Annotated in this window: 19 protein-coding genes; 4 read left to right on the forward strand and 15 right to left on the reverse strand. The window is 70.6% G+C overall.

The genetic code is table 11. The annotated features are described in order from the left end of the window. Positions 1–45 precede the first annotated feature (45 nt). Complete coding sequence (locus HDA30_RS04710) at positions 46–1,011, forward strand: LLM class flavin-dependent oxidoreductase (RefSeq protein WP_246418835.1); 966 nt, start codon at positions 46–48, stop codon at positions 1,009–1,011. Positions 1,012–1,046: 35 nt separating this feature from the next. Here the strand turns inward: HDA30_RS04710 and HDA30_RS04715 are convergent, their stop codons facing one another. Together HDA30_RS04715 and glnA are read right to left on the reverse strand one after the other, a co-directional pair. Further along, on the reverse strand, positions 1,047–4,199 hold the full coding sequence (locus tag HDA30_RS04715; RefSeq protein WP_184241235.1) for a bifunctional [glutamine synthetase] adenylyltransferase/[glutamine synthetase]-adenylyl-L-tyrosine phosphorylase: 3,153 nt from the start codon (positions 4,197–4,199) through the stop codon (positions 1,047–1,049). 12 nt (positions 4,200–4,211) lie between these two features. Beyond that, positions 4,212–5,552, reverse strand: coding sequence for a type I glutamate--ammonia ligase (gene glnA / locus HDA30_RS04720; protein WP_184241236.1), 1,341 nt, complete (start codon positions 5,550–5,552; stop codon positions 4,212–4,214). A gap of 86 nt (positions 5,553–5,638) precedes the next feature. Here glnA and panB point away from each other — a divergent pair, with 86 nt between their 5' ends. Continuing rightward, complete coding sequence (gene panB, locus HDA30_RS04725) at positions 5,639–6,508, forward strand: 3-methyl-2-oxobutanoate hydroxymethyltransferase (protein ID WP_184241237.1); 870 nt, start codon at positions 5,639–5,641, stop codon at positions 6,506–6,508. Between the two features lie 24 nt (positions 6,509–6,532). On the opposite strand, the gene HDA30_RS04730 is transcribed toward panB, so the two are convergent. Continuing rightward, positions 6,533–6,745, reverse strand: a complete 213-nt coding sequence (locus tag HDA30_RS04730; RefSeq protein WP_158496059.1) for an SPOR domain-containing protein — start codon at positions 6,743–6,745, stop codon at positions 6,533–6,535. 51 nt (positions 6,746–6,796) lie between these two features. On the opposite strand from HDA30_RS04730, the gene map reads away from it, so the two are divergent. After that, on the forward strand, positions 6,797–7,741 hold the full coding sequence (gene map / locus HDA30_RS04735) for a type I methionyl aminopeptidase (RefSeq protein WP_158496060.1): 945 nt from the start codon (positions 6,797–6,799) through the stop codon (positions 7,739–7,741). Positions 7,742–7,828: 87 nt separating this feature from the next. Continuing rightward, the gene (gene ppgK, locus HDA30_RS04740) at positions 7,829–8,602 is read left to right on the forward strand and encodes a polyphosphate--glucose phosphotransferase (protein ID WP_184242355.1); all 774 of its coding nucleotides are present in this window, start codon (positions 7,829–7,831) and stop codon (positions 8,600–8,602) included. Between the two features lie 132 nt (positions 8,603–8,734). On the opposite strand, the gene nrdR is transcribed toward ppgK, so the two are convergent. The 12 genes from nrdR to murG all read right to left on the reverse strand — a co-directional run bounded on the left by nrdR (position 8,735) and on the right by murG (position 22,525). Next, a complete protein-coding gene (gene nrdR / locus HDA30_RS04745) occupies positions 8,735–9,226 on the reverse strand; it encodes a transcriptional regulator NrdR (protein WP_158496061.1) in 492 nt (163 codons plus the stop codon). Positions 9,227–9,328: 102 nt separating this feature from the next. Next, positions 9,329–12,928 carry a DNA polymerase III subunit alpha gene (gene dnaE, locus HDA30_RS04750; RefSeq protein ID WP_184241238.1) on the reverse strand — a complete coding sequence of 1,200 codons (3,600 nt, stop codon included), beginning with the start codon at positions 12,926–12,928 and terminating at the stop codon, positions 9,329–9,331. Positions 12,929–12,976: 48 nt separating this feature from the next. After that, entirely contained in the window at positions 12,977–13,933 is a 957-nt protein-coding gene (locus tag HDA30_RS04755; protein WP_184241239.1) for an RluA family pseudouridine synthase, read from the reverse strand. Continuing rightward, a complete protein-coding gene (lspA, locus tag HDA30_RS04760; RefSeq protein WP_184241240.1) occupies positions 13,934–14,494 on the reverse strand; it encodes a signal peptidase II in 561 nt (186 codons plus the stop codon). Continuing rightward, complete coding sequence (locus tag HDA30_RS04765; protein WP_158496065.1) at positions 14,491–14,778, reverse strand: YggT family protein; 288 nt, start codon at positions 14,776–14,778, stop codon at positions 14,491–14,493. Before HDA30_RS04765 ends, lspA begins: the two co-directional genes overlap by 4 nt. A gap of 9 nt (positions 14,779–14,787) precedes the next feature. After that, on the reverse strand, positions 14,788–15,486 hold the full coding sequence (locus HDA30_RS04770) for a cell division protein SepF (RefSeq protein WP_158496066.1): 699 nt from the start codon (positions 15,484–15,486) through the stop codon (positions 14,788–14,790). A 142-nt stretch (positions 15,487–15,628) separates the two neighbouring features. Then, the gene (locus tag HDA30_RS04775) at positions 15,629–16,408 is read right to left on the reverse strand and encodes a YggS family pyridoxal phosphate-dependent enzyme (protein WP_184241241.1); all 780 of its coding nucleotides are present in this window, start codon (positions 16,406–16,408) and stop codon (positions 15,629–15,631) included. After that, positions 16,405–17,289, reverse strand: coding sequence for a purine nucleoside phosphorylase YfiH/LACC1 family protein (locus HDA30_RS04780; RefSeq protein ID WP_184241242.1), 885 nt, complete (start codon positions 17,287–17,289; stop codon positions 16,405–16,407). Before HDA30_RS04780 ends, HDA30_RS04775 begins: the two co-directional genes overlap by 4 nt. Positions 17,290–17,341: 52 nt before the next feature. Further along, positions 17,342–18,634: a cell division protein FtsZ gene (gene ftsZ / locus HDA30_RS04785; RefSeq protein WP_158496069.1), complete on the reverse strand. Its 1,293-nt coding sequence runs from the start codon at positions 18,632–18,634 to the stop codon at positions 17,342–17,344. 449 nt (positions 18,635–19,083) lie between these two features. Beyond that, on the reverse strand, positions 19,084–19,836 hold the full coding sequence (locus HDA30_RS04790) for a cell division protein FtsQ/DivIB (RefSeq protein ID WP_158496070.1): 753 nt from the start codon (positions 19,834–19,836) through the stop codon (positions 19,084–19,086). Positions 19,837–19,838: 2 nt separating this feature from the next. After that, positions 19,839–21,320, reverse strand: a complete 1,482-nt coding sequence (murC, locus tag HDA30_RS04795) for a UDP-N-acetylmuramate--L-alanine ligase (RefSeq protein ID WP_184241243.1) — start codon at positions 21,318–21,320, stop codon at positions 19,839–19,841. Beyond that, a complete protein-coding gene (gene murG / locus HDA30_RS04800; RefSeq protein WP_184241244.1) occupies positions 21,317–22,525 on the reverse strand; it encodes an undecaprenyldiphospho-muramoylpentapeptide beta-N-acetylglucosaminyltransferase in 1,209 nt (402 codons plus the stop codon). Before murG ends, murC begins: the two co-directional genes overlap by 4 nt. Positions 22,526–22,558: the final 33 nt, after the last annotated feature.

Genomic DNA, 22,558 nt, shown 5'->3' on the forward strand with positions numbered 1-22,558 from the left:
CCGAGCGACCACCCCCAGGACCGTGAGGGCCGCCTGCCCGTGTCCATGCTCGACCTGGCCACGGTGAAGCCCGGTCGCAGCGTGCGCGAGGCACTGGAGGAGTCGGTCGAGCTCTCACAGCTCGCCGAGGCCCAGGGCTTCGAACGAGTCTGGTTCGCCGAGCACCACAACATGTCCGGCATCGCCTCATCGGCGACTGCCGTCCTGCTGGCCCACGTGGCGTCGCAGACCAGCAGCATCCGCCTGGGCTCCGGCGGGGTCATGCTGCCCAATCACTCCCCGCTGGTCATCGCCGAGCAGTTCGGCACCCTGGCCGAACTGCATCCGGACCGCATCGATCTGGGCCTCGGCCGTGCGCCGGGCACGGACCAGCGCACGCTGCAGGCCCTGCGGCGGGACCCGTCTGCGGCCGACCGGTTCCCGCAGGACGTGCTCGAGCTGCAAGGATATCTCCGCGGCGAATCTCGGGTGCCGGGCATCGACGCGTACCCGGGGCACGGCACCGACGTGCCCCTGTACATCCTCGGCTCGTCGCTGTTCGGCGCGCAGCTGGCCGCGCAGCTCGGCCTGCCATACGCGTTCGCCTCGCATTTCGCGCCGCAGATGCTGGACCAGGCGGCGCGTGTTTACCGAGAGCAGTACCAGCCGTCCCAGGCGCACCCTCAGCCGCACTTCATCGCGGCGCTGAACGTGATCGCCCTCGACGACGCAGCCGAGGCCCACCAGCAGTTCGTGCAGGCGCAGCAGATGCGGGTCCAGCTGCTCGTGGGTCGCGGACGAGACTTCTCCGAGGCCGAGCTCGACACGCTGATGGACTCGCCGGCGGCCGAACAAGTGCTCGGCATGCTCAAGCACTCCGCCGTCGGGACGGGCTCGAGCGTGGCGGAGCATGTCCGCGGCTTCGCGGACCACGTGCGTGCGGACGAGGTCATGGTGACGGCCCTGGCCCCGGACCTGGCCCCGCGGCGGCGCACCCTCGAGCTGCTGGGCGAGCACCTGGTCCGTGCCTGATCACCGCAGCACGATGCCGCCCGCCGCCGGCCCGCTCACAGACCGTAAAAGTGCTTCTCGAACACCTGCCGTGCGTGTCGGCTCACCCTCAGGTAGTGCTGCTCGAACTCGGTGCCGGCGGCATCAGGCCCGAGACACCACAGCGCCAACACCGCCAGGTCGGTGGCCTTGGCCGGCAGCACGTCGCTGGTCTTGCCCGTCCACAGGAAGCTGACGGCCCGCACCCGCGTGGCCAGCAGCCACGCGGCTTCGAGGGCCCGGGCGTCCTCTGCCGGCAGCAGCTCGTGCTCGGCCAGGGCGCACAGTGCCGGCAGCGTCTGGGTCGTGCGGAGAGCCTCGACCCGGTGAGCATGCCGCAGCTGCAGCGTCTGCACGAGCCACTCGACATCTGAGAGCCCACCGCGGCCGAGCTTGACGTGCCGGGCGGGGTCCGCGCCGCGTGGCAGCCGCTCGGACTCGACCCGAGCCTTGATCCGGCGAATCTCGCGCAGCTGAGCGTCGGTGAGATCGCCGCGGTAGCGCACCGAGTCGATCCACTCGCGCGTGGTCTCCGCCAGGTCCGGATCGCCCGCGATCACGCGGGCGCGCGTCATCGCCTGGCGCTCCCACACCTCGGCCCAACGTTCGTAATACTCGCGGTAGGACTCGAGGGTGCGGGCCAGCGGCCCCTGCCGGCCCTCGGGCCTGAGGTCAGCGTCCATCTCGAGCGTGCGCTCGCCGGGCAGCGGCGGGGAGGCCGGCCTCCGCAGCAGCGCAGCCACCTGCTGGGCGATCCGCACGGCCTGACGCTGCGCGGCGTCCTCGTCGACCCCCGGCCGTGGACGATGCACGTACATGACGTCCATGTCCGATCCATAGGTGATCTCGCGCCCGCCCTGACGGCCCATGGCGATCACGGCGACGTCGGTGAGCAGCTGTTCCTCGGCCTCCAGCACGCGCAGGCACGTCTGGAGCGCACCGACCACGGCGACGGCGTCAATGTCGGCCAGGGCCAGGGACGCCTGGCTCTGGTCAAGCCGACCCAGGGCATCCGCGACCGCGATGCGCAGCACCTCACGACGCCGCACCTGCCGCACGTGCCGGATCACCTGGGCGGCGGTCTCGTCGTCGCTGTGCCGTGCCAGCCGGGCTCCCAGCTGCCGCCACAGCGCGGCCGCGTCGATCGGGCTGAGCTGTTTGTCGTCACCGAACCATGCCGCGGCCTCGGGCGTGTGCTCAAGCTGGTCGCCGATGAAGCGCGATGTCGAGAGAACGCGGCACAGCCGTCTCGCCGCGGCATCCGAGTCCCGCAGCATCCGCAGAAACCACGACGAGGATCCCAGATTCTCGGAGAGTCGGCGGAAGGCGACCAGGCCCGTGTCCGGATCGGCGCCCTCGGCGAGCCATCCCAGCATGACCGGCAGCAGATGACGCTGCATCGCGGCCCGGCGGGACACACCCGTGGTCAGCGACTCGATATGGCGCAGGGCCCCGCGCGGGTCGCGATAGCCCAGGGCAGCCAACCGTGCCCGCACGGAGTCCGCGCTCAGCTGTGCCTCCCCCGCCGACAGGGCCGCCGTCGTCGAGAGCAGCGGGCGGAAGAAGATGCGTTCGTGCAGCTGCCGGACCTCGCGTCGGACCTGCCGGAACCGGGCCTGCACGTCCTCCCCGCGCGTGGGGCGCACATCCGCCGCCCCGCGCATCACCCGGGAGAGCACGCGCAGCGCCTCGTCCTTGGCCGGCAGAAGGTGGGTGCGACGCATGTGCGTCAGTTGGACACGGTGCTCGAGGCAGCGCAGCCACCGGTAGTGCTGCGCGAGGGCCTCGGCGTCGCGCGTGCCGATGTAGGCGGCCTGTTGCAGGCGCGAGACCGCCTCGAGCGTGCCGCGCACACGCACGGTCTCATCGGCACGGCCGTGCACCAGCTGCAGCAGCTGTGCTGTGAACTCGACGTCGCGCAGTCCGCCGGCACCGAGCTTGATCTGCCGCTCGCGTTCGGCCGGGGCGATGTTCTCCTGCACCCGTGCCCGCATGCGCCGCACGTTTTCGACGAAGCCCTCCCGCTGCGAGGACTCCCACACCAACGGCCAGATCCGGTCGATGTAGACCTGCCCGAGCGCGGCGTCCCCGGCGATCGGCCGCGCCTTAAGTAGCGCTTGGAACTCCCAGCCATGGGCCCACCTCCGGTAATACTGGGCGTGCGAGTCCAGGGTCCGCGAGAGCGCTCCGTCCTTGCCCTCCGGGCGCAGGTTCGCGTCGACCTCCCACAGCCCGGGTTCCGGGGCGGCTGCACCGATCACCTTCGAGATCCCGGCGGCCAGGTCCGCGGCGATGCCGGACACCTGCGCCTCGTCGAGCTCCGCTGTTGCCGGGCAGTCCGGATCCGTGGAGTCCGGCGTCTGGGACGGCGTCGGATCGGCGTGGACGAAGATCACGTCGACGTCGGAGATGTAGTTCAGCTCGCGGGCCCCGCATTTGCCCATCCCGATGACGGCCAGCCGCACCTGCGCGGCGGCCTCGCCATGACGCTCGCGCAGCTGCGCACGAGTCACCGCGAGCGCGGCCTCGATCGCAGCCGCCGCGAGATCGGCCAGCCAGGCCGAGACGCTCGGCTGGACCGCGGTCGGGTCCTGTGCGGAGAGGTCCCGCAGGGCGATCGCGGTCAGCTGCCGGCGGTACGCACGGCGCAGCGCGACGGCGGCGTCGGGACCGTCCAGGCCCGCCACGGGCGGCCCGGTCCGTCCGGGTTCGGCACGGACCGCCTCGAGCAGCAGAGAGCGCAGCCGGTCCCGCCCGTCGGACCACGCCGTGCCCTCACGGGTGGGGTCCGGCTCCCCCAACGCCGGTGCCGTGGCGACAGCCCGCGCCGGGTCGAACACCAGGTCGGCGTTCTCGGGCACGCGGATGAGGAACTCCGCCAGGCTCTCGGAGGCTCCCAGCAGCCGCATCAGGGTGGCGGCCCGGTCCTCGTCGCTCAGGACGGCGTGCAGGCCGGGGACCCGTTCGGACAGCCGGATCCACAGCAGCAGAGCCTGGTCGGGGTCCGGCGCGTGGGCCAGGGCGCCCAACAGCGCGTCCCGGTCGAGCTGAGCGAGCTCAGGATCGGCGAACAGCCGCTGGGCGCGGCTCAGGTCCGTGAAGCCCGCCGCCGTCAGGGCGCGGCGGGACGGGCCGTCGTCGGGGGCGGAGGAGCCGGGCAGCTCATTCATAGGCACTGCTGCTCAGAGCCCGGTGAGGTAGCGCTTGATCTCGTACGGGGTGACCTCCACACGGTAGTCGTCCCATTCCTGACGCTTGTTGCGCAGCAGCGTCGAGAAGACGTGCTCGCCGAGCACCTCCGCCACGAACTCGGAGTCCTCCATCACGCGCACCGCGTCGTGCAGCGTGCCCGGCAACGGCGCGTGGCCGAGGGCCCGACGTTCAAACGTGGTCAAGGCGTTGACGTCGTCCTGGGCGGGGTCCGGCAGCTCGTAGCCCTCTTCGATGCCCTTGAGCCCCGCCGAGATCAGCACCGCGTACGCGAGATACGGGTTGGCGGAGGCGTCGATGCCCCGGTACTCGATGCGGGCGGAGCCGGCCTTGTCCGGTTTGTACAGGGGCACCCGGACCAGCGCCGAGCGGTTGTTGTGGCCCCAGGAGACGTAGGCGGGCGCCTCTCCGCCGCCCCAGAGTCGCTTGTAGGAGTTCACGAACTGGTGAGTGATCGCGGTGATCTCCTCCGAATGGCGCAGCAGTCCCGCAATGAACTGACGCGCGGTGCGCGAGAGCCGGTACTCGTCGGCCGGGTCGTAGAAGGAGTTGGAATCGCCCTCGAACAGCGAGAAGTGCGTGTGCATGCCGGATCCGGGGTGATGGGAGAACGGCTTCGGCATGAACGTGGCGTACAGCCCCTGGCTGCGGGCGACCTCCTTGACGATCGTGCGGAAGGTCATGATGTTGTCGGCCGTCGTCAGGGCGTCCGCGGCGCGCAGGTCAATCTCGTTCTGTCCCGGCCCGTCCTCGTGGTGGGAGAACTCGACGGAGATCCCCATCTCCTCCAGCAGCGTCACCGAGCTGCGGCGGAAGTCCTGGGCATCGCTTCCGGGCACATGGTCGAAATAGCCCGAGGTGTCCGCAGGCACCGGCTGCCCGTCGGGCCCGGGCTGGTCGCTGGCGAGCAGATAGAACTCGATCTCCGGGTGGGTGAAGCAGGTGAACCCCATGTCCGCGGCCTTGTCGAGCGCACGGCGCAGCACATGCCGCGGATCGGCCGGGTACGGCTCGCCCTCCGGCGTGAGCACGTCACAGAACATGCGGGAGGTCTCATCGTCCTCGCCGCGCCAGGGAAGCACCTGGAACGTCGACGGGTCCGGTTGCAGCAGCATGTCGGACTCGAAGATGCGGGTGTACCCGTCGATCGACGAGCCATCGAAGCCCAGGCCCTCGGAAAACGCCGCGTCCACCTCGGCGGGCGAGAGCGCGACAGACTTGAGCGTGCCGATCACGTCGGTGAACCACAGACGCACGAAGCGCACGTCCCGGTCCTGGATGGTGCGGAGAACGAAATCCTGCTGACGGTCCATGCGCTCACTCTAGGCCGGTGCCCGACGACACCGACAACCGCCGCGCGACGGACCTGCCCGTGCCGCGCGGCCCTAGAATCGTGAGCATGTCCAGCGCAGAGCAGAACCCCGCGTCCCCCGCCGACACCGCATCCGTGTACGGCCCGCCGGCCCCGGCGAAGTACCGCACCGTGCACTTCCAGCGGGCGAAGGACGAGGGACGCCGGTTCGCGATGCTCACCAGCTACGACGCCATGACGGCAGAGATCTTCGATGCGGCCGGCGTCGAGATGCTGCTGATCGGCGACTCGGTCGGGAACACCGTGCTCGGCCACTCGACGACCCTGCCGGTGAGCCTGGACGACATGGTGCTGTTCGCCTCCGCCGTGACTCGCGGGGCCACCCGGGCTTTCGTCGTGGCGGACCTGCCGTTCGGCTCGTACGAGGCCTCCCCGCAGGACGCGGTCGCCGCGGGCGTTCGCCTGGTCAAGGAGGCCGGCGTGCACGCAGTGAAGATGGAGGGTGACGAGCGCTTCGCCGAGCACGTGGCCGCCATGACCGCCGCCGGCGTGGCCGTCATGGCCCACATCGGCTTCACCCCGCAGTCCGAGAACGTCCTGGGCGGCTATCGGGTGCAGGGCCGCGGCGAGGACGCGACGCGGCGCATGGTCGCCTCCGCCCGCGCCCTCGAGGAGGCCGGGGCGTTCGCGGTGCTGATGGAGATGGTCCCCTCCGAGGTCGCCGCCGCCGTGGACGCCGCGCTGACCGTGCCGACGGTCGGCATCGGCGCCGGCGCCGAGACGACCGGTCAGGTGCTCGTCTGGCAGGACATGCTCGGGATGCGCACCGGGGGCGTGCCGCGGTTCGTGCGCCGGTACGCCGACTTGCACGGCACGATCACCGACGCGGTCACCCAGTACCGCCGCGATGTGCTCTCCGGGCAGTTCCCCGCCCCGGAGCACGGCTTCGAATCCTGAGCCGCGGCGCCTCGGTCCGCCGGCTCAGCTGGCGTCGTTCAGCGGGTTCGCATCCCAGTCTCGGTCTTCAGCGTTCTGTTCGTCAGTGGCCTCGTTGTTCGCCGCGACGCGGCTCATCGCCGCCACGGCCTCGTCCCGGCTGGCGTAGGGACCCAGCAGCTGCGACCAGTCAGACTGGGCCCCCTGCTCGACCTCGCCGGTGCGGACGTTGTACCAAAACTGCGTGTCTTCGCTCATGGTCGACCAGCCTAGACCGGCGGCCCGGAGCCCGGCGATAGGGTGGCGACCATGTCCGAGAACTCCACGCACCCTGCCCCCACGCACAATGGCCCGCGACCAGACGGCCCCGCCGCCCCGGCCGAGGGCTCCCGCGCGCCGGTGGGCACACTCGCCCCGGGCGTGCAGTCCCCCGCGCCGCCGGTGCCCGCCTCGATTCCCCGGCCGGAGTACGTCGGGAAGAAGGACGCCGACGAGGGCAACGCCTCGGACGTCTACGACGCGGCCGGGATCGAACGCATCCGCGCGGCCGGGCGCCTGGCGGCCGAGGCCATGGAGCACACCGCCGCGCACATCCGTCCGGGCGTGAGCACCGACGAGCTGGATCGCATCGCGCACGCCTACCTCGTCGAGCACGGCGCCTACCCCTCGTGCCTGGGCTACCGCGGGTTCCCCCGCTCCATCTGCACGTCCCTGAACGAGGTGATCTGCCACGGCATCCCCGACGGCACGGTCCTCGAGGACGGCGACATCGTCAATCTGGACATCACCGCCTACCTCGACGGCGTGCACGGCGATCACAATCGCACCTTCCTCGTCGGCGACGTGGACGAACAGTCCCGGCTGCTGGTCGAGCGCACCCACGAGGCGATGATGCGCGGGATCCGGGCCGTGAAACCGGGCCGACAGATCAACGTGATCGGCCGGGCCATCGAGTCCTACGCCAAACGCTTCGGCTACGGCGTGGTGCGCGACTTCATCGGCCACGGCGTGGGCGTCGAGTTCCACTCCGGCCTGGTGATCCCCCACTACGACACCGCACCGGCCAATGACCGCCTCATGGTGCCCGGCATGGTCTTCACGATCGAACCGATGATCACCCTCGGCACTCATGAGTGGCAGATGTGGGACGACGGCTGGACGGTCGTCACCAAGGACCGGCAGCGGACCGCTCAGTTCGAGCACACCATCGTGGTGACCGACGACGGCGCGCAGATCCTCACGACCACGGACTGAGCCTGACGGCCCCTGCCGCCACCGGTCCGTAGACTTAGGCCCGTGAGCAACGACAGGCAGACCACGCGCGGCAAGTACCCCACCGTGATGGGGGTGGACATCGGCGGCACTGGGACCAAGGGCGGGCTGGCGCGCCTCGGCTCCGGGGCGAAGGCCGGCACCCTGCGAGGCGATCGGTTCCGCCTGCCCACGCCGCAGCCGGCCATGCCGGCGACGGTGGCGCAGACGGTCGCGCAGGTGGCCGCCGAGCTCGGCTCACGGGAGAAGGCCCCGCCGGCCGGCTCGGCCGTCGGCGTCTGTTTCCCGTCGATCATCCGTGGTGGCGTGTGCTGCTCGGCGAGCAACATCGACTCCAGCTGGATCGGCACCGATGTGGCCGACCTGCTCGCCACGCACTTGGACCGCCCCGTGACCGTCCTGAACGACGCGGACGCCGCCGGCCTCGCCGAGGCGCGCTACGGAGCCGGACGCGGGCGCTCCGGCACCGTCATGGTGGTCACTCTGGGCACGGGCATCGGCGGCGCCCTGATCCACGACGGTCGGCTCGTGCCGAACTTCGAGGCGGGCGCACTCGAGCTGGACGGCGTGATGGCCGAGTCCCGTGCCTCGGCCAAGGCGCGTGAGCGCGAGGGGCTCTCGTGGTCCGAATACGCTGCACGTCTGCAGCGTTACTTCACCCACCTGGAGCGGGTCTTCTCCCCGGATCTGTTCATCGTCGGCGGCGGCATCTCCAAGCGCCCCGACGACTACCTGCCGCTGCTGGATCTGAGCACGCAGATCATCCCCGCGCAGCTGCAGAACAACGCGGGCATCGTCGGCGCGGCTCTGGCGGCGCACGACGACCCGGCCGACGCGAACTGACCGACCGCGGCGGTCCCGGACAGACCGAGGGCGGTTCCGGCTTCCCCTCCGGAACCGCCCTCGGCCATTCTCGAGCCGATCCGGAAATGCCACCGTCGGGGCGGCCCGCTCGGATCAGCCTCGCGCCATACTCTAGCGGGTGAACAGGCGCGGCTGTAAAGCGGGACGACGCGGGGTCTCCCCAGTCTCCCGCAGGTCGTCGAGCGCGGCCTGGAAGTCCTGCAGGGACTCGAAACCCCGGTAGACCGAGGCGAAGCGCAGATACGCCACCTGGTCGAGCCGACGCAGCGGTTCGAGGATCGCCAGCCCCACGTCGTGAGCGTCCACCTCCGCGTGTCCGGTCGCCCGGATGGCCTCCTCGACCTCCTGGGCGAGCATCGCCAGGTCGTCGCTCGTCACGGGTCGGCCCTGGCATGCCTTGCGCACTCCGTTGATGACCTTCGACCGGTCGAACGGCTCCGCCACGCCCGAGCGCTTGACCACCGTGAGCGCCGTCGTCTCCATCGTCGTGAATCGTTTGTGGCAGGACTGACACTGGCGTCGGCGTCGGATGGCCGACCCGTCCTCCAGAGAGCGCGAGTCGACGACCCGAGAGTCCTCGTGCCGACAGTAGGGGCAGTGCACGGTCGCCTCCTCGAAGCGCGCGGGAACAGTGGTGGACGCAGACCGACCCGGGGCCGGGCCTGCGCCCATGCTACGTCCGCCGTGGCCCGGGCGCGGCTCCCGTCAGCTCAGGCAGTTCGAACCGAGCAGAATCTTCAGGTCCCCGAACAGGGCCGGGTTCGGACTGACCCGGAACTGCGGCGCCAGCTGGAACACCTCGGTCGACCGCTGCCCGACCAGCTGCAGCCGCACGTCGTTCGGTCCCTCGTGGTTGCGCAAGGTGTCCGCGAGCTGCCCCATCAGGTCCTGGGTCGCCCGGAACGAGGGAATCGAGATCGTGACCGGGCCTGCGTCAGCGTCCTTGAGCTCGGGGATGGTCATCTCCTGCGCCGAGAGCACAACCGACCCGTCATCACGACGCTGCACGCGCCCGCGCACCGCCACCACGAGGTCCTCAGCCAGCATCATCGCGATCGGGGCGTACACCTGGCCGAAGAACATCACGTCCATCGAGGCACCGAGATCCTCGATCTCGCAGCGGGCGTACGCATTGCCTGAACTCTTGGCCACACGTCGCTCCAGGGTCGTGATGAGCCCGGCGATCGTCACCGACGATCCGTCGGCGGGTCCGTCGTCGTCGAGCACGCGGGTGATCTGCGTGTCCGCGTACTGGCCGAGCACCCCGTCGAGCCCCTGCAACGGGTGGTCCGAGACGTAGAGGCCCAGCATCTCGCGTTCGAAGGCAAGTTTGTCCTTCTTCGTCCACTCCGGCAGCTCCGGCACGACCACGGACTCCTGCTGCTGGTCCTCGGCCGCGTCCGCCGCACCGCCCAGCGCGAAGATGTCGAAGGTGAACTCGCCGTGGTCCTCCTTGCGCTTCTGGGCGACGGTCGCGTCGACCGCCTCCTCGTGCACCGCGAGCAGCGCCCGGCGCGCATAGCCGAGCGAGTCGAACGCGCCGGCCTTGATCATCGACTCGATCGTGCGCTTATTGCACACCGCCAGCGGCACTTTGGCCAGGAAGTCGCCGAACGAGGTGTAGGCGCCCTTGTCCTCGCGTCCGGCGACCATGCCCGTGACGACGTTCGCGCCCACGTTGCGCACCGCGCCCATGCCGAAGCGGATGTCGGTGCCCACCGGGGTGAAATTCTGGTGGGACTCGTTCACGTCCGGCGGCAGCACCGTGATGCCCATGTGGCGGCACTCGTTGAGGTACATCGCCAGCTTGTCCTTGTCGTCGCCGACGGAGGTGAGCAGTGCGGCCATGTACTCGGCCGGGTAGTGGGCCTTGAGGTAGGCCGTCCAGTACGAGACGAGGCCGTAGGCGGCCGAGTGCGCCTTGTTGAACGCGTAGTCGGAGAAGGGCAGCAGAATGTCCCACAGGGCCGTGACGGCGGCCTCCGAGTACCCGTTGTCCAGCATGCCCTGGTGGAAGGCGACGTACTGCTTGTCCAGCTCCGCCTTCTTCTTCTTGCCCATCGCCCGGCGCAGGATGTCCGCCTGGCCGAGCGTGTACCCGGCGACCTTCTGCGCGATGGCCATGACCTGCTCCTGATACACGATCAGGCCGTAGGTCGTGTCGAGGATCTCCTTGAGCGGCTCCTCGAGCTCGGGATGGATCGGCGTGATCTCCTGCTGCCCGTTCTTGCGCAGTGCGTAGTTGGTGTGCGAGTTGGCGCCCATCGGCCCTGGCCGGTAGAGCGCGATGGTCGCGGAGATGTCCTCGAAGTTGTCGGGGCGCATCATCTTCAGCAACGCACGCATCGGCCCGCCGTCCAGCTGGAACACGCCCAGGGTGTCGCCTCGGGCCAGCAGCTCGTACGAGGCCGGATCGTCGACGTCGAGGGTCTCCAGGTCCAGGTCGACGCCCTGGTTCGCCTTCACGTTCTCGATGGCGTCCGAGATGATCGTGAGGTTGCGAAGCCCCAGGAAGTCCATCTTGATCAGCCCCAGCGACTCCGCCATCGGGTAGTCGAACTGGGTAATGACCTGGCCGTCCTGCAGGCGACGCATGATCGGGATGACGTCGATGACCGGCTCCGAGGACATGATCACCCCGGCCGCGTGCACGCCCCACTGACGTTTGAGCCCCTCGATGCCCTTCGCGGTCTCGAAAACCTCCTTGGCCACGGGGTCCGACCCGATCAGCTCGCGGAACTCACCCGCCTCGCCGTAGCGCGGCGCGTCCGGGTTCTCGATGTCTTTGAGCGGGATGTCCTTGGCCATCACCGCCGGGGGCAGCGCCTTCGTCAGGGACTCGCCCATCGAGAAGGGCTGGTCCATCACGCGGGCGGAGTCCTTCAGGGCCTGCTTCGTCTTGATCGTGCCGTAGGTGACGATCATCGTGACGCGCTCGTCGCCGTACTTGCGCGTGACGTAGTCGATCACCTCGCCGCGCCGGCGGTCGTCGAAGTCGACGTCAAAGTCCGGCATGGACACGCGCTCCGGGTTCAGGAAGCGCTCGAAGATCAGCCCGTGCTTGAGCGGGTCCAGATCCGTGATGCGCAGCGCGTACGCGACCATCGAGCCCGCGCCCGAGCCGCGGCCCGGGCCCACGCGGATGCCGTTCTCCTTGGCCCAGTTAATGAAGTCCGCGACGACCAGGAAGTAGCCGGGGAAACCCATGCTGATGATGACGTCGAGCTCATAGTCCGCCTGCGCGCGCGAGGCCTCAGGGACGCCGTCGGGGTACCGATAGGCCAGGCCCGTGGCGACCTCCTTGATCAGCCAGCTCGTCTCGTCCTCCCCCTCGGGCGTGGGGAACTCCGGCATGTAATTGGCATCGGTGTCGAACGACGTCTCACACCGCTCGGCGATCAGCAGCGTGTTGTCGCAGGCCTCGGGCAGCTCCTTGAACAGCTCGCGCATCTGCCGCGGGGACTTCAGGTAGTACTCCGTGCCGGAGAACGCGAAGCGGGAGCCGCCTTCGTCGTAGCTGGGCTCGTTGAGCTTGGATCCGGACTGCAGCGCCAGCAGCGCCTCATGCGCCTTCGAGTCGTGCTCATGTGTGTAGTGCAGGTCGTTCGTCGCGACGAAGGGCAGGTCCAAGTCCTTGGCCAGCCGGCGCAGGTCGGTCATGACGCGGCGCTCGATGTCGAGTCCGTGGTGCATGACCTCGCAGAAGTAGTTGTCCTTGCCGAAGATGTCCCGGAAATCCGACGCCGCCTGCAGGGCCTCGCGATACTGGCCCAGGCGAAGGCGGGTCTGCACCTCGCCCGAGGGGCAGCCGGTCGTCGCGATCAGGCCCGTGGAGTACTGGCTGAGCAGCTCCTTGTCGATGCGCGGCCACTTGGCGTACACCGAGTCCAGCGAGGCGATCGAGCTCATCCGGAACAGGTTGTGCATCCCGGTGTTGTTCTCGCTGAGCAGGGTCATGTGCGTGTAGGCGCCGCCGCCGGAGACGTCGTCGCCCTTCTGGTGCGGCTCGCCCCAGCGGGTCTTCTCCTTGTCCGTGCGGTGCTGGCCGCCCGGGGTCACGTAGGCCTCCAGCCCGATGATCGGTTTCACGCCGGCCGCCGTGGCCTTCGACCAGAAGTCGTAGGCGCCGAACAGGTAGCCGTGGTCCGTGATGGCCAGCGAGTCCATGCCGAGTCGGTTGGCCTCGGCGAACAGGTCGTCGAGCTTCGCGGCCCCGTCGAGCATCGAGTACTCAGTGTGCGTGTGCAGGTGGACGAAGCCGCCGTCCTTGACGGCCTCGGCGGTGGTCTCTGCGGACGCGGTCATCGGGGGCACCTCTTCGGCGGGTCGGAGTGGTCAGGTCGCGCGACGCGGTCAGCGCTCGCGCAGCAGGGTCAGCGCGTGCGCCAGATCGTGCGGATACTCAGAGACGATCTCGAGGTGCTCACCCGTGACCGGGTGCGGCAACTCGAGTCGATGGGCGTGCAGCCATTGGCGGGTCAGGCCCAGCTCGGCCGCCTGCCGCGGATTCGCCCCGTAGGTCAGATCGCCGACGCAGGGGTGTCGCAGGGCGGAGGTGTGCACACGAATCTGATGGGTGCGGCCGGTCTCGAGTCGGACCCTCAGCAGCGAGGCGCCCGCGAACATCTCGATTGTCTCGTAGTGCGTCACCGACGCACGGCCCCCGTCGATGACGGCGAAACGCCACGCATGGCCGGGGTGACGTCCGATCGGAGCGTCGATCGTCCCCTCGAGCGGGTCCATCATGCCCTGGACCAGCGCGTGGTAGATCTTCGTCGGCACCCGATCGCGGAACTGATCCTTCAACACCGTGTAGGCCTGCTCGGTCTTGGCCACAGCCATCACGCCGGTGGTGCCCACGTCCAGGCGGTGCACGATTCCCTGTCGTTCCTGCGCGCCCGAGGTCGAGATGTCGTAGCCGAGCGCCGCCAGGCCCCCGGCCACCGTCGGCCCGAGCCAGCCGGGAGAGGGATGCGCCGCCACGCCGGTGGGCTTGTCCACGGCGAGCATGTGCTCATCCTCGTACAGGATGCGCATGTCCTCCACGATCTCGACCCTCACTTCCCGTCCGTCGGCGTCCTCGGGGACCTCGACCACGATGATCTCACCGGCCACGGCCTTCGCGGACTTCGCCAGGACGCGGTCGCGCCGACCGGTGCGGGTCTGAGCGCGGACCAGGCCGCGTGCGAACAGGTCGGCCAGCGCCGAACGGGACACCGCGTGCTGCTCGGCGAGCAGAGCGTCGCAGCGGCGTCCGGCCTGCTCCTCACGGACCTCATACCGCACGGTGATGCCGGGGCGCAGCGCCATTCAGCCGCGCCCCACGGTGTCACCGGTGGCGGCCTCGACGTGGTGGTCGCGTTCCTCACCCTCGCGGGTCCCGTCGAGGCGTCGACCCGTGAGCACCAGCAGCGCCAGCGCGATCATCGAGCACACGATGAACGAGTCCGCGACGTTGAACACCGCGAAATGCGGCACGGAGATCATGTCCACGACGTGCCCGCGCGCGAAGGACGGGGGCCGGAAAAGACGGTCGGTCAGGTTGCCCAGCACCCCGCCGAGCAGTCCGCCGAGGCATAGCGCCCACGGCCGCGAGCGGACTCGCACCAACGCGACGAGCGCACCGACCGCGACGATCGTCTGGACGAGCGTGAACACCCAGGTCATCGACGTTCCGATCGAGAAGGCCGCACCCGGGTTCAGGACGTGGTGCCAGCGCAGCAGCCCCGGGAGGACATCGATGCTCTCCCCCACGGCCAGAGTCGCCTCGACCCATGCCTTGCTCCCCTGGTCCGCGGCATAGGCGGCCGCCGCCACGACCGCGGCGAGCCCGCCGAGGCGACGCCCCGCGGGGTCCGCGGAAGCGCTCATGCGATCCCCCGCAGCACCAGCTTCGCCAGGCTGACGGCCAAGTAGAGCACGATGAACGCCAGGTCCAGGGCGATGCCGCCCAGCTGCAGCGGAGGGACCACGCGGCGCACGGCCGCCAGGGGACGGTCGGTCAGGGCCGCGACGGCACTGGCCAGCACCAGCACGATTCCTCGGGGACGCCACTGCGGCGCGAACGCCTCCACGACGTCCAGCACGATGCGCAGCGTCAGCACGAGCTGCGCCAGCGTCAGGACGATGTAGAGCAGGTTCAGCAGCGTGATCATGCGATCGGGTCAGTCCTCGTCGAACAGGTCGGTGGACTCGGACTTCTTCTCGGCGTCCTCGCCGACGACCTCCACATCGGCCGGAGACAGCAGGAACACCTTGCTGGTGATGCGGGTGATCGTCCCGTGCAGGCCGAACACCAGACCGGCGGCGAAGTCGACGAGACGCTTGGCCTCGTTGTCGCCCAGCTCGGTGACGTTCATGATCACGGGGGTGCCGTCACGGAAGGCCTCGCCGATGGACTTCGCGTCGTTGTAGGAGCGCGGGTGGACGGTGGTCAGAGTGCGCACAGAGGCTCCTTCGGTCGACGAGGCTGCGGCTCGCTTGATGGGGGTGACGGGGGCACGGTACTCGCCCTCCGAGGCGCGGTCGGTGCTCGACCGGGTGCGGGAGGACGACGCGTCCGCGGCTCGGGCCGCGGCGGAGTCCGTGCCGCGGGGGGCGGCCGGCCGGCTGCCTGAGCGGGGAGCGGGCGCCTGCGCTTCGACGCTGCGTGGCGCCGGCCGGCGGGTCTGCTCGGCGCGCGGAGCCTCGCGCTCGGCCGGCTCGGTCCGCCGGACCTGCTCGGTCTCGATGGGCCCGGTGTCCACCGCATCGTGCTCGTCGCGCACGTCAGCGGCACGCCGCGGCGCGGGACGAGGATCGTCGTACTCCTCGCCATCGGCCAGGCCGAGGTAGATCATCGTCTTCTTCAAGGCGCCAGACATACGTCGCTTCCTTCACGGGGGATGATCGCTTGCGCCGACGGGGCTCGCGATCGCCGTCACTTGCGGTCTGTTCTTCGACACGGCCGCTGTCGTCCGCGCCAGTCACGGCGCGACGGACACGCGGGCGCGCCGTGGGACCACGCTATCCCACGCGCGTGGTCCCACCCAGAATGTCCGAGCCCACCCTCAGGTGTGTCGCCCCGGCCGCGACGGCCTGCTCGAGGTCGGCGCTCATGCCCATCGACAGCCAGTCCGCCTCCGGGTGGCTCTCGCGCAGGCGCGCGCCGTGCCGGGCCAGGCCGGCGAACGCCTCGGCCGGATCGATGCCGCGCGGGGCCACACACATCAGGCCGCGCAGGCGCAGCCGCGGGCGGGCTGCGATGGTCGCAGCGATCTCGGCGATCGCGTCGGGGGCGGCCCCGCCACGTGCCCCGATGCCCACGGGCCGCTCCTGTGGCGGTCGTGGGTCGAGGTCGACCTGCACGAGGCAGTCCAGCGGCTCGCGTTCGGACTCGCCGGCGGCGTGCGCCCGTTCGGCGGCGACGTCCATGGCACGGCCCAGCGCCTCGACCAGGTCGACCCGGTCCACAGAGTGCACCGCGGAGGCGTAGCGCACGACGTACTTGGACTTATTCGTCTGCAGCTGGCCCACGAAGTGCCAGCGCGGGGCGCTCGCTCCCGCAGCCTGCGCGACGGCAGCGGCCTTGGGGCGCGCCTCCTGATCGCGGTTCTCCCCCACGTTCCGCACCCCGGACTCCACCAGGGCGAGCACGTCCGTGGCCGGGTGCGTCTTGGTGACGACGATCAGCTCCGGCGCCTGAGTCCGACCGGCGTCCTGGCACGCAGCCGCGATGCGTGCGCGCACCTCGGCCAGGGCGGCTGCGATCTGCTCTCGGCGTGACTGCTGTCTGGCCTCCGTCATCGGTGGGCTGTCCCTTCTGCACTCTTCGACCGTGTCCCTGGCGGCGAGGTCCGCGGGGCGTGCTCGGTCCACACGACTCCCACGAAACGTCCGCGCCCGGGGGCTCGACGATGGGAGAACAGCCGCTGGTCCTCCCGGGTGCAGGCCTCCACGCGTTCGACCTCGACACCCAGCCGACTCAGGACCGCCTGCGCCCCGGCGCGCAGGTCGAGCGCGGGGGTGCCCCAGGACGTCACGGCCTCGGCCTCCGGCAGGATGCGCACGCTCTCTCGGCGGAGCTTCTCGGGGACCTCATAGCAGGCGCCGCAGATGCTCGGACCGATCCACGCGCGCAGGGTGGGGCTACAGGCGCCACTCTGCGCCTGTGCGGACCGACGTAAACGGGCCACCGTGTTCTGCAGCACACCGTCGAGCAGACCGCGGCGCCCCGCGTGGGCCACCGCCGTGGCGCCCGTCGACTCGTCGACGAACACGACCGGCAGGCAGTCAGCGACCATGATCGCCAGAGGCGTCATTCCGTCGTGACTGACCAGGGCGTCCGCCTCGGCCTGCCCACCAGGGGACGCCGCGGCGCCGCCCCAGGCGTGGCCGGTGGCGTCCACGACATCGGCAGAGTGAACCTGCCGGACATAGGCGGTCGAGCCCGCAGCGACGCCCATGGCGGACTCGAGCGCACGGCGGGACCGGGCCACCTCGGCCTCGGTCCCGCCCCCGTCGGGTCCGCCGAGCACGTGGAAGGCCAGGTTCCCGGCGGCCACGCCGGTGAACCCGAAGCGCACAGTGCGCGCTTCGTTCGGCGTGCTCACCGGAACCGAGGCCAGATGCACGAACGGGCCGGAGGCCGTCGTGCCGACCGCCTCCGGCCCCGTGGGATGCGACATGGTCATGCCCCTCGCTGCGCTCCGCCTCGGGTCGAGGCCGGAACGCCGCCGATCACTTCAGGAAGTCCGGCACATCGAGGTCGCCCGAGCCGTTGCCCAGGTCCGGCTCGACGACGGTCGGCAGGTCCTGCTGGCGACGCTGCCCCTGCTGGGACTGCTGATCGGTCTGCTGGCCCGGCTGGGACGGCTGCGTGCTCTGCCCCTGCTGCGGCTGACGCAGCGGCTCCGTGCCGTACACGCTCTGCTGCGACTGCTGCTGAGCCGGCTGGGACTGGGACTGCTGGGGCGACTGCTGACCCGAGGAGGGCTGCTGCTGGCCGGAGCCCGGCAGGGGCGCCGACTGCTGCGACTGCTGGTTCGGCTGGGTGAAGGCCTGCGAGGTCGGCGCCGAGGTCACGTCCACCTTGTCGAAGCCGGCCGCGATCACGGTCACGCGCACCTCGTCGCCCAGAGCGTCGTCGATGACGGCACCGAAGATGATGTTCGCCTCCGGGTGCGCCACCTCCTGGACCAGGCGCGCCGCCTCGTTGATCTCGAACAGGCCGAGGTCCGAGCCGCCCTGGATCGACAGCAGCACGCCGTGCGCGCCGTCGATCGAGGCCTCGAGCAGCGGCGAGGCGATCGCCAGCTCGGCCGCCTTCACAGCGCGATCCTCGCCCTGGGCGTGGCCGATGCCCATGAGCGCGGAGCCAGCACCCTGCATCACGGACTTCACGTCTGCGAAGTCAAGGTTGATCAGGCCCGGGGTGGTGATCAGGTCCGTGATGCCCTGCACACCGGAGAGCAGGACCTGGTCGGCCTGGCGGAAGGCGTCCATCACCGAGACGTTGCGGTCCGAGATCGACAGCAGGCGGTCGTTCGGGATCACGATGAGGGTGTCGACCTCATCGCGCAGCGCGTCGATGCCGCTCTCCGCCGAGGAGGCACGGCGCCGGCCCTCGAACGTGAACGGGCGGGTGACGACGCCGATGGTCAGAGCGCCCAGGGAACGGGCGATGCGGGCGACCACGGGGGCGCCGCCCGTGCCGGTGCCACCGCCCTCGCCGGCGGTCACGAAGACCATGTCGGCGCCGCGCAGCGCCTCCTCAATCTCCTCGGCGTGATCCTCGGCGGCCTCGCGGCCGACCTCGGGGTTGGCACCGGCACCGAGACCGCGGGTCAGCTCGCGGCCGACGTCGAGCTTCACATCGGCGTCGGACATCAGCAGGGCCTGCGCATCGGTGTTGATGGCGATGAACTCGACGCCGCGCAGGCCGACCTCGATCATGCGGTTCACGGCGTTCACGCCGCCGCCGCCGATGCCGACGACCTTGATGACGGCCAGGTAGTTCTGGGGTGCAGCCACGGTGTTCAGTCCCTTGTCTCGTAGAGCATGTCTGTGTCCGACGGGCGTCGGCACCCGACGGCTGTCGCCGCGGGCGGACCGGCGGTCCCACCGCGCCGCCCGGAACGGACGACCGCCTTCAAGCCGAGCTTGAGCGGGGCGTCGCGCCGGTCTGATTCAGCGCCAACGGTACTTCGACTCGAGCGCGTCGCGCAAAGCACACGCCGCGAGAACACGCGGAGTACAGGCCGAATACTTCAACCTTCACGTCAGAGTTGAATGCCGTGACCACTCCCCGCGGCACACCCGGGGCCGCCCGCCGCGCCGTCGGAAACCTTCACCTTCATCCTGTCGTTGAAACCTGGGTCTGGCCGTAGTCCTGCGGGCGATCGCCGAGGTGCGCTGAGACCCGGCGTGTCGTTGGGTCGGACGGAACGCGCCGCGCTCGGCCGGCGCCGGCCAGCGCCCACTCAGCGGGTGACTGGACGCTCGGGCACCGAGAGGTCCAGTTCGTCGACGTCCTTGAGCCGAGCACCGTCCTCGGCTGTCAGCAGCGTCTGCAGGACAGCGGACTTCGTCTCGGCCTCCTGCGGGTCGCCCCACACGACGGTCAGCCCCCCGTCCAGAACCAGGCGGACGTCGTCCGGGTCCTCGGCTCGAAGGCGTTCGACCTTCTCTGACACCTCCGACGGCAGCGCGTTGACGACGCGGCCCACGGCGACGCGTGTCGGTCGGTCGGCCTGGAGCAGTTCGTCGGACACCGTGGGCAGCTCCTCCGGCGGCCGCCCGTCCCGTCCAGGTTCGACGACGGAACCGTCGGCCAACAGCAGCCGGGCCGTCTCCCCCTCCGTCCGGGCGACGGGCCGGTGCTCATGCACCGTCACCTCGAGACCGTGCGGCGGCGAGGCGACCATGTCCACCTCGTGCACACCGGGCACCTCGGTGGCGAGCCGTTCGACGCGGTCCCGGCTGATCTGCGGCAGCGGCGTGCCGCTCAACGGCTGGAGCCGGCGGCGCACGTCCCCGGGGTCGACGTGGTGGGTCCCCTCGACACGCACCTCGCGGACCTCGAGCACGGGCGAGAAATAAAGCACCAGACCGCCGGCCACGAGCACCAGCGCCAGCACCGCGGCCACGAGCCACCGCCACCACCGACGCAGCCCAGAACGCGGACGCACCGGGAAGTCGATGACCGTGCCGGGGCCGCTGCTGGTTTCCGCCATGCTCAGGCGCGCTCGGCGAGCTTGTCGACGATCGCGGCACCGTACTGGGTCACGTCGCCGGCGCCCATCGTCAGGATGACGTCGCCGGTGCGTGCCTGGGCGACGATCTCGTCCACGGCGCGCAGCGGATCGTACGCCACGAGGCGATCGGTCTCCTGCGTGGTGCGCAGGCGGCCGGAGATGAGCGAGGAGTCAACGCCCGGCATCGGCGCCTCGCGCGCGGCGTAGACCTCGAGCACCCGCACTCGGTCGGCCGCCGAGAGCGCCTCGGCGAACTGGTCGGCGAAGTCCCGGGTGCGCGAGTACAGGTGCGGCTGGAACAGCACGTGGACGCGGTGTTCGCTTCCGGCCACCGAGCGCGCTGCGGCCACCGCGGCGGTGACCTCCGTCGGGTGATGCGCGTAATCATCGAACACGCGCACTCCGGCCCGCTCACCGCGGAACTCGAAGCGCCGCGCGGTGCCGGTGAAGGCGCCGAGCCCGGCCGCCGCGTCCTGCGGATCCATGCCCGCGTGGACCGCGGCCAGCAGCACCGCACCCGCGTTCAGCGCATTGTGCACACCGGGCAGGCGCAGCGCGACCTCGATCTCGCCGAGCTGAGCGCGGTCTCCGGTGAACTCGAAGCGGGCCCGCTGGCCCACACCCCGGCCGGCCTCGTCCACCGACGTCTCGCGCAGCAGCAGATCCGGGACGAGGCCCTCCCGCTCGGCGGTGCCGTAGGTCAGCACGCGGGCCGACACGTTCTCGCGGGCCCACAGCGCCAGCTGCGCGGCCCCCTCGTCGTCCAGGCATGCCACGAGCGCCCCGCCCCGCTGCGCGGAGGGCAGCTGGGCGGCGAACACGCGGAACACCTCGTGCACGGCCTCGGCGGTGCCGTAATGGTCGAGGTGATCGGCCTCGACGGTCGTGACGATGCCGACGGTCGAGGGGTAGTTCACCAGAGTGCCGTCGGATTCGTCCGCCTCGGCGACGAACCACTCGCCCTCGCCGTGCGCGGCGTTGGTGCCCAGGCCGGCCACGGCAGCCCCGACAGCGAAGGTCGGCTCCCAGCCGGCGTGGGAGAAGGCCATCGCCGCCATGGACGAGGTGGTGGTCTTGCCGTGCGTGCCGGCCACCGCGAGCACCTTGTGCCCGCCCATGGCCAACGCCAGTCCCTCCGAGCGGTGGAGCATACGCAAGCCTCGGGCGGCCGCCGCGTCGTACTCGGGATTACCGGGGCCGGCGATGGACGAGGCGATCACGGTTGTCACATCCTCGCCCACGTTCGCGGCGTCGTAGCCGACGTGGATCTGTGCGCCCCGGGCCGCGAGCTCGGCCATGACGGGCAGATCTTTCGCGTCCGTGCCGGAGATCGGCGTGCCCTGCTCCTGCAGGATGCGGGCCACCCCGGACACCCCGACTCCGCCGATGCCGAGCAGGTGCACGCGTCCCTGCGCGGACTGCCCGGCCTCGGTGGTGTGACGGGGGGTGTTCTCTGCGCTCATCGGCGGGCTCCTTCTGCGGCGTCGCGGGTCAGTTCGGCCATGGTGTCGGCCGCGTCGGGCAGGCCGTGCCGGGCGCTCGCCTCCGCCATGGTCCTCAGGCGCATCGGGTCCGTGGCCAGCGGAATCAGCTCGCGACGGACCCAGTCCCGGCTGAAGGCGTCGTCGCGGACCTGCAGCGCACCGCCATCGGCGACGAGGGCCTGGGCGTTCAACGCCTGCTCGCCGTTGCCGATCGGCAGCGGCACGAACACGGCGGGCAGGCCGACAACGGAGACCTCACAGACCGTGCCGGCGCCCGAGCGCGCGACGATCAGGTCCGCAGCCGCATAGGCCTGTTCCATGCCGTCCAGGTACTCGGCCTGCACGTAGCCGGGCCGGCGCAGGGGCTCGCCCGCGTCATCGGTGAGCTGCTTGCCACGCCCGGTCAGGTGGAACACCTGCAGGCCGGCCTCGAGCAGGTCGTCCAGGCTCGCCTCGACGGTGCGGTTCACGGCGAGGGCGCCGGAGCTGCCGCCGGTGACCACGACGGTCGTCATGTCCGGGTCCAGGCCGAGCTGCCGGCGCGCCTGCGCCCGCCGTTCATGGCGGTCCAGGCGGGCGATCTCCGGGCGCATCGGCATACCGACCACATGGGCACGCGACATCGGGGTGTGCGGCAGCGCCACCGCCACGTGAGTCGCCCAGCGCGCACCGACCTTGTTGGCCAGCCCCGGGCGGGCGTTGCCCTCGTGGACGACGATCGGGATCTTGAGCGAGCGGGCCGCCAGGTACATGGGCGTCGAGACGTATCCGCCCACCCCGACCACGACGTCCGCGCGTCGCTCACGCAGGATGCGCGTGGACTCGCGCACCGCCGTGATCATCCGACCGGGAAACCGCACGACGTCCATGGAGGGCCGGCGTGGAAACGGGACACGCTCGATCGTGTCGAGCTCGAACCCGGCCGCCGGCACGAGACGGGTCTCCATGCCGTAGTCGGTGCCGACCATGCTGCACACCGCCGGCACCGGACGAGTGCCGTCACCGCGCTGGCGCGGCTCGCGCAGGGCCCTGCCGATGGCCAGCATCGGCGAGATGTGCCCGGCCGTGCCGCCGCCGCAGAGCACCACACGCAGGGCGCGGTCGTCATGCCCGGCCCGTCCCTGCTCGTGGCGGGGGGCCTCGGCGGATGCAGCGCCGTCGTTCCGGGGGGCGTGGGTGCTCATGCGAGCGCTCCTTCGAGGTAGGGGGACGCAGAC

The sequence above is a fragment of the Micrococcus cohnii genome (assembly GCF_014205175.1).
Taxonomy (GTDB): Bacteria; Actinomycetota; Actinomycetes; order Actinomycetales; family Micrococcaceae; genus Micrococcus; species Micrococcus cohnii.